Genomic DNA, 12,026 nt, shown 5'->3' on the forward strand with positions numbered 1-12,026 from the left:
GCTAGCGGGCGAACCTGCTGTTCTTCCACCAGTCGATCGTTCGGCTTAGCCCTTCTTCGAGTCCGACGAGCTCCTGATAGCCGAGATGTTCGACGGCGAGCGAATTATCTGCTTGCGAATGTTTGACGTCACCCCGACGGGCGTCCAGATATTCGGCAGCTGCCTCCGTCTTGCCTGTGATCTTTTCAACACCTCTAACAACTGATTCAGAGTGATACGTTCGCCATTCGCCACATTCATCGTCATGCCGATGCCGGTCGCGGCTTGGGCCGCTTTGATGTTGGCGTCGACGACATTTGCGATGTAAGTGAAATCACGCGATTGCTCGCCGTCACCGTAGATCAACGGCGTCGTGCCTTTCAACAATGCATCGATGAATCTTGATATGACGCCAGAATACATTGACGATGGATTCTGCCGCGGCCCAAAGACGTTGAAATATCGCAATGCGAAGGTTTCCAAGCCGTAGACGTTGTTGAAGGAACGTAGGTAAAGTTCGCCGGTCAATTTTGCAACCGCATATGGCGACAGCGGGTCGGCCCTCATCGTTTCCACCTTAGGAAGTGTCGGCTGGTCACCGTATGCCGAACTCGACGCGGCGTAGATGATTCGTCGAACGCCGGTTTCCTTCGCCTTTAACAGGACCTTGAACGTGCCGTCCACGCAAACGCGATGTGTCTCAGCCGGATTTTCCACGGAACGGGGAACGCTGGGCAGTGCGGCCTGGTGAAAGATGATCTCAGCACCTTCCATAGCCCGGGAAAGAGCTTGGTCATCGTTGATGTCGCCCTCAATGAACTCAAGATCTCCACTGATCTCATTTATGTTATCGATACTGCCGGTAGAAAGGTCGTCGATGATGGACACTTTTGCACCTTGCCGGATGAGTTCATCAGCAAGGTTAGAGCCAATAAATCCGGCACCGCCGGTGATGAGAACTTTAGTGGTGATCGCCATCGCTTTACTAAGACAAGAGACCAAAGACGAGAAACCGGAGACATGATCAGGAAACAAATCGCTTTTGCCTCATGATCACTGTCTCCGGACTAATTTTACCGACCGACGCCGACATATTCAAAGCCGAGTTCGCGCATATCTTTGGGTTCGTAGATATTTCGGAGATCGGCGATCTTCGGCGAAGCCAGAAGCTCTTTGACGCGGTCCAGATCGAGAGCTCGAAACTGATTCCATTCGGTCAGGATCACAAGAGCATCCGCACCATCGATTGCATCGTACTCATCCGACGCGTATTCGATCCCGTCGATGTAATGTCGCGATTCTTCCATAGCGACCGGATCGTATGCTTTTATCGAAGCCCCCCGTTTGATCAATTGGGCAATGATGTCGATCGCCGGCGATTCGCGCATATCGTCGGTCTCCGGTTTGAACGAAAGGCCCAGGACGCCGATCTTTTTGCCGGTGAGATCACCGATAAGCTTTTCGATCTTCGGGATCATGGCGTCGCGTTGACGCTCGTTCGCTTCGATGACGGCATCAACGATGCGGGTTTCGACACCAAACTGGTCGGCAACGGTCGTCAACGCACGAGTATCTTTTGGGAAACACGATCCGCCGTAACCAGGGCCCGGATGCAGGAACTTGCGGCCGATACGGTTGTCCATACCCATGCCGCGGGCAACGTCATGCACATCACATCCGATCGCATCGCATAGATTGGCAACCTCATTTATGAATGTGATCTTTGTCGCCAGGAAAGCGTTGGCGGCGTATTTGATCAGCTCGGCGGCTTCGAGGGAAGTGATGACGATCGGTGTTTCGATAAGATACAGCGGGCGATAGAGGTCCTTCATGACATCGATCGCACGTTCCTCATTGCTGCCGATCACTACACGGTCGGGCCGCATGAAATCTTCGATGGCGGCACCTTCGCGAAGGAACTCAGGATTTGACGCGACGCCGAAATCCGTTTCGACAGCCAGATTTGCCGCGACAAACTCTCGCAGCCACTTGCCGGTACCGACCGGCACTGTGGATTTTGTGACCAGAACCTTGTATCCGTTCATCGACTCTGCGATGTCCTTTGCAGCCTGGCGATAGTAGCTCATGTCGGGCGTTCCATCAGGCTGCGGCGGGGTGCCGACAGCAAGGAACACGACCAGGGCACCTTCGACAGCGGACTTGATGTCCGTTGTGAAGTGAAGACGTCCGGCTGCGACATTCTTTGTCACGATCTTATCGAGGCCGGGCTCGTAGATCGGGATAATTCCGTTGTTCAATTTGTCGATCTTAGTGATGTCGACGTCCACGCATGTGACATCCACGCCGAACTCGGCGAAACAGGCCCCAGAGACAAGACCAACATAACCTGTACCAATTACTGCGATATGCATATCAATTAAAAATTAAGTGCGAATAAATGCGAAAACCAAATTACTTGTTAAATAATTCACAAACTGACAATAAAAGATCGCGGGTCACGTAAGATTACATGACCCGCGATGTTCACAAACAATTGATTTGAGACTATCGAGCGGGACTAACGATAACGGCACCGCCGCCGAGCGTGGTGTCATCGCGTTGCGTTCCCAAGAAGATCGCTGCACCGGCCGCACCAGCAGCTAAGAGGAGGAGCCATGGCCATCCGGCAACGGCAGTTTCCGGAGCCGAACCCGGTCGCAGACAAGGCTGGCAGCCTGTCTGTGAAAGGTTGCCGACAGTTGCCGACGTTCCGGCAGCTACCTGCTTGTCGGTCGAGCCTTCACGCATCGTGACCAAGCCACTGGTCGTGTCAACGTGAGTGTGCGAACATTCGACCTCAACCGTAAAGTTATTTGCCTGTCCGGCATCAGCGATCGTCGTGGCATGCTTTGTTGTTACTGTCGTGGCGACGCCGGCTGCATTTGCAAAACGCGACTTGCCTTCGTTGACGGTACCAATGATGCTGCTGTCGGAGAAGCTCAGCGTCATGCTCGAGTTTGCGAGCACTTCGACACGTCCCGATTTGCCGAGACTGATCACAGCATTCGAATTCGCACCGGTCACGATCGTGCTGCCCGAGGTAACTGTTGAGTTTGAAACCGCTGCCTGACCATTAACGGTCACCGTACCTGTTACCGTGATCTCGCCGCCTATAAAGCTAGGGATAGCGTATGCGACCATTGAGTAAACCGTCCAAACGGCTGCAACTGTGAATAAAGTAGTTATTTTGCGAATTCTATTTGTGCCGAGCATTTGAGTAAATATCCTCCTGTACTATTCTACGTCGAATAGATGAATTACCGTTTTAGCGTTTCCCGCTAAGTGGTACAAAAAATTTAACGGTTGGGGCTGACCACTGTTGTGCCGCCGCCTAAGTTTGCACCGTCGTTACGGGTTGCTGCAAAGATCATGACGGCAACTGCTCCGCCGAAGACAGCAGCCCAGATCCACCAGGCGGTGCCACCTTTCTTTTTGTCGTCGTCCTGAGCAGCGGCATTCACTGACTCGCCGGCGGTGATCGCCTTGACCGTTCCGCGGGCATTGACATTTACTGCCTGAGCCGAGCGAAGGTTAGTGACCGAACCTGAATTAAGGTCGACGTTGATCGAATTGGCGTCAAACGACAACGTTACTGAAGTGCCGGCGGCAAGCTCAATGGTTCCGGCTTTGCCGAGATTGAGTGTCGCTGCAGTATCTGCGGGCGTTGAGATGATGCTAGAGGTGAAAATCGTTCGACCGCTCTTAGCGGCTTCACCGTTTACGGTGACAACATTGTTGCCATTTACAATAAGTTCTCCGGCTGCTTTGACGTCACCCGCCAACGCTACCATTGAGTATGTCGCGAGTATCGCAACCATTGAGCACGTCGAAAGTGCTTTCTTAATCCACAGTTTGCTATTCATAGTTCTCCTCTTCAATTGCTTCAAATCAATATTATCAAAAAATCAGACCTTTCAATCTTATACGCGAACCTGAGCTGGTTGTCAATGAAAACCACCCGAGAGGCTCAAAAATAAGAAATTCAACCAGAGACGCTTAATGAAACTTCTAAGCTGAGATTTGGTAACTATTTATAACACAGAACGGTAATGTTTCAAACGAAAACTTGCCCAAAAACGTCACTTTTGCAAAAAAAAACGAAAAACATCCAATTTCGGCCTCACAACCCGGGTTCGGAGGGATTGCCGAAGTCAGTTTATTCTGTTCTAATTTCGTCAGTAAAATAAATCAGCCGGAGATATCCAATATGAAGTTAAAGTTAATTGTCACAGTAATTGCGGCATTCCTGGCGGTTTCGTGTTCGAGCGGCCCAAAAGAGAAAAAGATCAAGATCGGGTTTGCGATGGCAACGGTCAAAGAGGAACGCTGGCAGCGTGATCGCGATGCATTTGAGGCTCACTGCAAAAAAATGAATGTCGAATGCGTTGTTACCGTTGCAGACAACAGCCCCGACCGGCAGGCAAATGATGTGGATAATCTACTTACGCAAAAGGTCGACGTGCTTGTCATTGCACCGCAGGACGCGACGCAGGCGGCCTCGATGGTCGATAAGGCAAAAGCTCAGGGCATTCCCGTTGTCAGTTATGACCGCCTTATCAACTCAGACAAGATCGACCTGTACATATCCCATCAAGTGCCCGTCATCGGCAAAAAGATCGCTGAGTATGCATTGCAGAATATGCCGAAGGGAAATTACGTGATGGTCCTCGGCTCGTCCACTGACAACAACGCTCATATTATGGAGAAGGCTCAGATGGAGGTTTTTCAAGCCGCGATCGATAAAGGCGATATCAAGATCGTCGCAAGGCAGAATATTCAAGATTGGAAGCCCGAACTGGCGTTGAACTTCGCTGAAAATGCGTTGACGCAGAATAATGACAACATTCAGGCGTTCATTGTCTCGAACGACGGGATGGCCGGCGGAGTAGCAAGTGCTCTCAGCAAGAAAGGGTTGGCCGGCAAGATCATCGTGACAGGGCAGGATGCCGACAAAGGTGCCCTCCAGCGAATCGTCGAAGGTAAGCAATCAATGACCGTATATAAGCCGATAATTCCACTCGCAAGTGCTGCCGTCGAGGCTGCTATCAAGCTTGCGAAAAAAGAGCCGCTCGATACCAAGCCATTCAAGAAAGATGATGCGAGTAAAGAAGTTCCGGCGATCTTGCTTGAGGTGACGACCGTCGATAAGGGCAACATTATGGAAACGATCATCAAGGACGGCTATGCAAAGTTCGAAGACGTCTACCAAAATGTGCCGGAGGCCGACCGTCCGAAACGCTGAGCGGTATTAACATGAGAAAAGTAGTTCTGGCACTTGATCTCGGCGGTACGAACGCACGTTTTGCCGCCGTTCGCGAGGACGGCCAAGTGCTCGCCAGGGCACACGGTAAGACGCCGCGATTCGGCACGTCGGGGCCTGTGCTGCAAATGATCTCGGGCGGATTTGCCGAGGTCACTGAGATGCTCGCGGGCCAGACTTTCATCGGCGTGGCTGCAGCTGTTCCATTTGGTTCGGGCCAGGGCGTTTTGACAGATCTGCCGAATCTGCCGGCACTTGAAGGCGTCGATCTCGGCGACGAAATAAGGCGGAGCATCGGGCTCACGGTCGAAATAGTGAATGATGCGACAGCTGCGACGATTGGCGAACATTGGCTCGGAGCATCGCAAGGGTTCGAAAATGTCATCGGGGTCACGCTCGGGACAGGCGTCGGCGGCGGACTGATCATCGGCGGCCGGCCATATTTCGGCGCGAGCGGTTCTGCCGGCGAGGTCGGCCATATCTGTGTTGAACCGGACGGCCCGCCGTGCGGCTGCGGAAGCCGCGGCTGCGTCGAACAATTCGCGTCTGGGACAGCGATCGTCCGAATGGCGAACGAGGCCGGATCATCAGTGGAATCTTCGCTAGAACTTTTCGAATTTGCAAAGTCCGGAAACGAGTCCGCCGCCGCGGTGTTTCACAAAATGGGTACGTATCTCGGCATCGCATTTGCGGGCTTGGTCAATTTGCTCAACCCGGATCTGATAGTGGTCGGCGGCGGCGTTTCGGCGGGTTGGGAATTGTTCATCGAAGATGTTCGAAATGAGGTGAGTAAAAGGGCATTTCGCGATCCGGCAGAACGTGTTAAGATTGTTCGCGCTTCGCTGGGCGACGATGCCGGGGTTCTGGGTGCAGCCCGAATCGCGTTCGAGCGGATAGGCTAAATCATTTTCTCTGACCAGAAAAAGTAAACAATGGATACATATCACAAAATGCTTTTAAAGGTGTTCGAGGCTTCCGGAGGCCGCGAGAGCGTCGACGTCGATTTCGTCGAGATCGCCAAACGCGAGGGCTATTTCCCGAGTATCGACGACATCGTCTCGCACATGAAGTCCGAAAGTTGGGTGACCGAGTCTCGTGCGAACATCGTCCGAATCACCCATTGGGGCATCGCCGAGGTCAAAAAGACCGGCTCCGAACGCCCCGATGCGGCACGCAATCTCGAGCGAGAAGCGAACCGTATGCTTGCCGCGACCCGCGAACTAGGCGTCGTCATCGAAGAGTTTATTGCCGCGCCAGGGTCTGACACGCTGAAGCCTATCGAATTGAAAGTTGCCGAGGTAAGCCAGATCATGACGGCCGTCAGAAGTGCTGTGTAGTTTTTCGTTTGCATTTCTGAGTAGTTTCCTTATATACTAATCGTTTGTTGCGATGCGTATTTCGGACGTATCAAGTGGGTCTCGTGCCCACTTTTTATTTTTTGTAGTGAGTGAATGATGGGAGAGTTTTCGATTCCGGGCAGGATCAGAGAGATCGCAGCGAGAGTTGCTGAGGATCGAGGCGTCGAATTGGTTCATTCTGAGGTCGCCGGAACAAAGCGTGATTCGGTCGTCCGTATCTACATTGATAAGCCGGATGGGGTTACGCTCGACGATTGCGGCGGATTTTCATCAAGCGTCGAAGACGTGTTGGACGCCGAAGATTTTATTCCGGGCAAATACGTTCTCGAGGTTTCGTCGCCCGGTATCGAACGCGAGCTTTATACGCTTGCAGATTTTGAGAAATTCAAGGGCAGGCTTGTAAAGGTCAAGACCTCGCAGGAATTTGCCGGACAGAAGAATTTTGTTGGTAGTTTGACAGGCGTTGAGGATAGCGAGATCACGATCGAAGATCGAACGGTCGGGGAAGTACAATTCCCGTACGAAACCGTCACGAAGGCAAATTTGAAGATAGATCTCGATGCGGAATTTAAGAAACGCCAGGGCTAGGAAGTTATGACATCATCCATTGGACAGAGCATCGAAATGCTGTGTACGGAACAAGGCCTAGATCGCGACATGGTCATCGAAGCCATGAAGGAAGCCGTTCGTGCGGCGGCCCGTAAGCAGTTTCGCAATCAGGACAAGACCGGCGACAGCATTCAGGTTGATTGGAACAACGAAGAAGGAATGATCGAGATCTCGGTCCAAAAGACCGTGGTCGAAGAGGTCGAGAACGAATCCGCCGAACTCTCGCTCACCGACGCCATCGAAATGGCAGGCGACGAGATCGAGGTCGGCGATATGCTTCTCATCCCTCTTCCGCAAGAGGAGATGGGCCGAATTGCTGCCCAGACCGCCAAACAGATACTCGTCCAAAAGGTACGCGAGGCTATCCGCGAAAAGGTTTACGACGAATATATCGACCGCAAGGGCGAATTGATCAACGGTACCGTCAAGCGTTTCGAACGCGGCGATATGATCGTCGATCTTGGCAACAACCTCGAGGCTATCGTGCCCAAGAGCGAACAGTCTCGCGGCGAAATGTGGAATCAGGGCGAACGAATCCGAGTCGTCATCGTCGATGTTTCCAAAGATCAACGCGGACAGCAGATCAAAGGCTCGCGTGCTTCGTCCGAATTGCTCAAACGTCTCTTTGAGATGGAAGTGCCCGAAATTTACGACGATACGGTCGTCATCAAATCTTGTGTCCGCGAGCCCGGTGATCGAGCTAAGATCGCGGTCTCATCCAATGAAAAGGATGTCGATCCGGTCGGGGCATGTGTCGGTATGAAAGGGTCGAGGGTTCAGGCCATTATCAAGGAACTCCGCGGCGAGAAGATCGATATTATCGAGTGGTCCGAAGAGCCGTCGGTATTCGCCGCGAATGCTTTGTCGCCCGCTAAAGTTTCGCAGGTTCGTATCACCGATCTTAACAATCGCCAGATGGAGGTCATCGTCGGCGAAGATCAGTTAAGCCTCGCGATCGGCAAGAAGGGACAGAACGTCCGCCTGGCCGCACGACTGGTTGGCTGGGATATCAAGATCGTCAGCGAAGAGCTGCTCAAGAAAGAGATCACGAAACAGATGGGCCGTATGATGGCATCCGGCGAGGCTGTCCCGATCACCGCTCTCGAAGGCGTGACCACTACACAGGCCGAAACTCTTGCTGAAAAGGGCATCGACGATGTCGAGAAACTGGCAGCAACATCGGTCGATGATCTGGTCGAATATCTTGATGTCAGCCTCGATCAGGCCGAATCAATTCTCTCGGCCGCAGCCCTTGTGGTAGAGGCGAAGAACGCCGAGGCTGAGCCGAAAGCTGACTCCGCCGCCGAAGTAGAAGAATTGGCGGAAGAAGATATCTCGGAAGAATTAGTTGAGAATGCTACCGAAGCTGAGGTTGAAGCTGAGGCTGTAGAAGAACCGATCGAGACGGAAACGGCAGTTGAGGCCGTCGAAGCGGCGGCAAGTGACGAAAGCCACGAAGAAGCCGAAGCGACAACAGTGGACGAGAAAGAGGCTGAATAATTATGGCTTTTGTCCGAGATCGATGAGAGGCCGCATGCGGCCATTGAGCTTGCTGGATCAGCAAGGAATGCCCGGACCGATCGGGCGATGGTTGAGATATTTTATATATGGCAATTCGAAAAGCAGTTCGAATTTACGACTTGGCGCGAGAGCTGAAGCAGGACACGAAGCGTGTGATGGAAGATCTGCGCCGTGTCGGTGCAGACGTCAGCGTCGCGTCAAACTCGGTCAGCGCCGAGTTTGCTGAAAAGGTCCGGCTCAAGTATTTTCCCAAAACCGAGGTCGCTCCAAAGCGGGCGATCAAGATCATCAAAAAAGCGGCACAAACTGACGATGGTGCCCATCATGACGAGGCGATTCATGCCACCGACGCACCTTCAGCCGAAGCACCAGTCGAGATCCCTGTCGTAGAGACGGCAGAACCGGCGGCGATCGAGCCAGTTGCCGCATCGGACGAAGCACCCAAAACCTCAAAGGTCAAAAAGCTCGTCGCGACCAAGGTGCCCGAAAAGGTTGAGCCGGCGGTCGTCGAACCGACGGTCAGCGTTAACAAGACATTAAAGAAAAGGGTAATTGTCGAGCCCGACGCCGCCGAGGTGGTCGAGGGTCCGGCCGAGACGGCTGCCAGCGAAACAGTTGAGGCTGCACCGGTCGAAGAAGTTCCCGTTGTCTCCGAGATACCGGCTGCTACCGATCCGATCGTCGGCAAGTCCGGTGTTATCAGAAAGACCCTGACGCTCAGTAAAGAGGCTCTTGAAAAGGGCATCAAGCCGGGCGATAAGCTGGTCAGCGACGCCCCGACCAAGACCGGAAGATTGCTCGGTGACAAGAGCGGAGTCGACTCTCGCGGCCGCCGTGTTGAATTCAAAGGCACGCCGGGCGAAAATGCCGCCCCGCAGATGACCTACACGCCGCCGACGGACAATCGCCGACGGCCGGGCCGCGGCGGAGGCCGCAAGGGTGCTGCCGACAAGGGAGGCAGGTTTGCCGAACGTGATCTCGATGCACCGCAGAAGCGTACGATCGAAGAACGTGTTCTCGATCAGGTCGGTGCCATCGACAGCTCAAATCTCAGGTCGGTCCGTCTTACGGAAGGTGCGACGGTCCGAGAATTTGCCGAGGCTCTTGGCATCACTCCGCGCGACATCGTGCAGCTTTTGATCAAAAAAGGCATATTTGCGACGCTCAATCAGCCGATCGGCGAGAAAATGGCGAAGGAAATGGCCACCGGATTTGGATACGAAGTGAGCTTCGTGCCGTTCGAGGAGATGGTCATCGAGCAGGAGTTCGAAGAACTCATTGCCGCCGATGCCGACGACGTCGAACTGCCGCGTGCTCCGGTAATTACGGTCATGGGCCACGTCGATCACGGTAAAACGAGCTTGCTTGACGCCATTCGCTCAGAAAATGTTGCCGAAGGCGAGGCAGGCGGAATCACCCAGCACATCGGTGCTTACAGCGTAATGGTCCCGAACGTAGATAACCCGGCCGAACCGCGACGCGTTGTTTTCCTCGACACACCGGGCCACGAAGCATTTACCATGATGCGTGCCCGCGGTGCGAAGGCGACAGATATCGTTATCCTCGTCGTTGCGGCTGACGACGGCGTCATGCCGCAAACCGTCGAAGCCGTTGAGCACTCAAAGGCCGCCGGTGTTCCGATCATTGTGGCGATCAACAAGGTCGATAAGCCCGGAGCGAATCCGGACAAGGTCAAACAGGGCCTTGCGGTTCTCGGCCTAAATCCTGTCGAATGGGGCGGCGAGACCGAAATGGTCGAAGTTTCAGCAAAGCAGCGTCAGAATCTCGACACTTTGCTAGAAACGGTTCTATTGCAAGCAGATATTCTCGCACTCACAGCCAGCCCGACACGTCGTGCTTCAGGCGTCGTGCTCGAAGCAAAACTCGACAAGGGACGCGGAGCTGTTGCCACCGCTCTTGTCCAACAGGGAACTCTTCGAGTTGGCGATCCGTTTATTGTCGGACAGTATTCTGGCAAGGTCCGTGCGATGTTCTCAGATCGCGGTGAGGCTGTGACCGAGGCTTGGCCGGCGACACCGGTTGAAATTCTCGGCCTTCAAGGTGTACCGCAGGCGGGTGATACTTTCCAGGTCGTCGCCGATGTCGAACGTGCTCAGGACATTGCTCAGACACGGCAAATGCATGCTCGTCAGGCAGCGATGCTCAAGACGACCAAACGCGGCATCGAATCGCTCGGTATGGCTGAGATCAAGGAACTGCTGGTCATTCTCAAGGCTGACGTACAAGGCTCGGTCGAGGTTCTCAAGGGAACACTCGAAAAACTTTCGACCGACAAGGTCAAGGTCCGCGTCATCCGTGCCGGTGTCGGTGCGATCGCGGAATCGGACGTTCTGCTCGCCTCGGCGACCCAGGCGGACGATGCTTCGACCGCGGTCGTCATCATCGGATTCAACGTTCGCCCGGAGGCTCGCGTTGCCGACGTAGCGAAACACGAGGGCGTCGACATTCGTCTCCATTCGATCATTTACAAGGTCGAGGAAGAGATCAAGGCGGCAATGATCGGCATGCTCGATGCCATCGAGAAAGAGGTCATTCTTGGCAAAGCAGTTGTTCAGGAGCTCTTCAAGGTCTCGAAGGTCGGTACGATCGCCGGGTGCCGCGTCACCGACGGGCTCATCAAACGTCAGGCGAAAGCCCGCCTCATCCGTGACGGCGTTGTCACTTGGGAAGGCGACATTGCGACGCTCAAACGCTTTAAGGAAGATACCAACGAGGTCAAACAGGGCTTCGAATGCGGTATCAGCCTCGTCAATTTCAACGATCTCAAGATCGATGACGAGATCGAGGCATTCATAATCGAACGGACAGCCGCGACGGAGTTGTAAACTGCTATGCGGCGGCCCGAGAGATTTGCTGAGGCATTGAAAGAAGAGATCGGTGAGGTTGTCGGGTTCGAACTCGACGATCCGCGGCTCGTGATGGTGACGGTAACCGACGTTTCGGTCGCACCTGATCTGCGTGATGCTAAGGTCTATGTTTTGATAAATGGATCGGACGACGAGATCGCAGCGGCTCTCAAGACGCTTCGAAATGCCTCGACATTCGTTCGCCAACAGGTAGCGATGAATCTTAATCTGAGGCACGCTCCACACATCCATTTTGTACGCGACACTGCCGAAGAGAACGCAGCGCGTGTCAGCGAGATCCTGCAGGATCTCGAGATCAAGGGAGAATTTAGTAAGGAAGATAGTGATGAGTGATGAGTGATGAGTGATGAGTTTTAGAGATCGATTCTGACGTTCACCATTTAGCATTTACCGCTCGCTGCTCGCACAATA

10 protein-coding genes and 1 pseudogene are annotated in these 12,026 nt (G+C 53.6%); 7 read left to right on the forward strand and 4 right to left on the reverse strand.

Features of this window, described 5'->3' with window-relative positions; translation table 11 throughout:
• Position 1: 1 nt before the first annotated feature.
• The 4 genes and pseudogenes from IPK01_11545 to IPK01_11560 all read right to left on the reverse strand — a co-directional run bounded on the left by IPK01_11545 (position 2) and on the right by IPK01_11560 (position 3,842).
• Positions 2–957: pseudogene (locus tag IPK01_11545) on the reverse strand (SDR family oxidoreductase).
• A 95-nt stretch (positions 958–1,052) separates the two neighbouring features.
• Entirely contained in the window at positions 1,053–2,351 is a 1,299-nt protein-coding gene (locus IPK01_11550; protein MBK7934109.1) for a UDP-glucose/GDP-mannose dehydrogenase family protein, read from the reverse strand.
• A 133-nt stretch (positions 2,352–2,484) separates the two neighbouring features.
• Positions 2,485–3,192 (reverse strand): hypothetical protein, encoded by a 708-nt coding sequence (locus IPK01_11555; GenBank protein MBK7934110.1) that lies wholly within the window; start codon positions 3,190–3,192, stop codon positions 2,485–2,487.
• An 83-nt stretch (positions 3,193–3,275) separates the two neighbouring features.
• Complete coding sequence (locus IPK01_11560) at positions 3,276–3,842, reverse strand: hypothetical protein (protein ID MBK7934111.1); 567 nt, start codon at positions 3,840–3,842, stop codon at positions 3,276–3,278.
• A 344-nt stretch (positions 3,843–4,186) separates the two neighbouring features.
• Between IPK01_11560 and IPK01_11565 the strand changes: the two genes are divergently transcribed.
• The 7 genes from IPK01_11565 (at position 4,187) to rbfA (ending at position 11,948) form a co-directional block, all read left to right on the forward strand.
• A complete protein-coding gene (locus IPK01_11565) occupies positions 4,187–5,221 on the forward strand; it encodes a substrate-binding domain-containing protein (GenBank protein MBK7934112.1) in 1,035 nt (344 codons plus the stop codon).
• Between the two features lie 11 nt (positions 5,222–5,232).
• On the forward strand, positions 5,233–6,141 hold the full coding sequence (locus tag IPK01_11570) for an ROK family protein (protein ID MBK7934113.1): 909 nt from the start codon (positions 5,233–5,235) through the stop codon (positions 6,139–6,141).
• 30 nt (positions 6,142–6,171) lie between these two features.
• On the forward strand, positions 6,172–6,576 hold the full coding sequence (locus IPK01_11575) for a hypothetical protein (protein ID MBK7934114.1): 405 nt from the start codon (positions 6,172–6,174) through the stop codon (positions 6,574–6,576).
• A 117-nt stretch (positions 6,577–6,693) separates the two neighbouring features.
• Positions 6,694–7,185 (forward strand): ribosome maturation factor RimP, encoded by a 492-nt coding sequence (locus IPK01_11580; protein MBK7934115.1) that lies wholly within the window; start codon positions 6,694–6,696, stop codon positions 7,183–7,185.
• Positions 7,186–7,191: 6 nt separating this feature from the next.
• Positions 7,192–8,706, forward strand: coding sequence for a transcription termination factor NusA (nusA, locus tag IPK01_11585; GenBank protein MBK7934116.1), 1,515 nt, complete (start codon positions 7,192–7,194; stop codon positions 8,704–8,706).
• A gap of 107 nt (positions 8,707–8,813) precedes the next feature.
• Positions 8,814–11,573: a translation initiation factor IF-2 gene (gene infB / locus IPK01_11590; GenBank protein MBK7934117.1), complete on the forward strand. Its 2,760-nt coding sequence runs from the start codon at positions 8,814–8,816 to the stop codon at positions 11,571–11,573.
• 6 nt (positions 11,574–11,579) lie between these two features.
• Positions 11,580–11,948, forward strand: a complete 369-nt coding sequence (rbfA, locus tag IPK01_11595; protein ID MBK7934118.1) for a 30S ribosome-binding factor RbfA — start codon at positions 11,580–11,582, stop codon at positions 11,946–11,948.
• Positions 11,949–12,026 lie beyond the last annotated feature (78 nt).

Source organism: Acidobacteriota bacterium (genome assembly GCA_016713675.1).
Lineage (GTDB): Bacteria > Acidobacteriota > Blastocatellia > Pyrinomonadales > Pyrinomonadaceae > OLB17.

Excerpts from the sequence above, each read along its gene's own strand:
- IPK01_11550 (MBK7934109.1), bottom strand. The coding sequence starts at position 2,351 with ATGCATATCGCAGTAATTGGTACAGGTTATGTTGGTCTTGTCTCTGGG.
- IPK01_11570 (MBK7934113.1), top strand. The coding sequence starts at position 5,233 with ATGAGAAAAGTAGTTCTGGCACTTGATCTCGGCGGTACGAACGCACGT.
- IPK01_11555 (MBK7934110.1), bottom strand. The coding sequence starts at position 3,192 with ATGCTCGGCACAAATAGAATTCGCAAAATAACTACTTTATTCACAGTT.
- IPK01_11580 (MBK7934115.1), top strand. The coding sequence starts at position 6,694 with ATGGGAGAGTTTTCGATTCCGGGCAGGATCAGAGAGATCGCAGCGAGA.
- nusA (MBK7934116.1), top strand. The coding sequence starts at position 7,192 with ATGACATCATCCATTGGACAGAGCATCGAAATGCTGTGTACGGAACAA.
- infB (MBK7934117.1), top strand. The coding sequence starts at position 8,814 with ATGGCAATTCGAAAAGCAGTTCGAATTTACGACTTGGCGCGAGAGCTG.
- rbfA (MBK7934118.1), top strand. The coding sequence starts at position 11,580 with ATGCGGCGGCCCGAGAGATTTGCTGAGGCATTGAAAGAAGAGATCGGT.
- IPK01_11565 (MBK7934112.1), top strand. The coding sequence starts at position 4,187 with ATGAAGTTAAAGTTAATTGTCACAGTAATTGCGGCATTCCTGGCGGTT.
- IPK01_11575 (MBK7934114.1), top strand. The coding sequence starts at position 6,172 with ATGGATACATATCACAAAATGCTTTTAAAGGTGTTCGAGGCTTCCGGA.
- IPK01_11560 (MBK7934111.1), bottom strand. The coding sequence starts at position 3,842 with ATGAATAGCAAACTGTGGATTAAGAAAGCACTTTCGACGTGCTCAATG.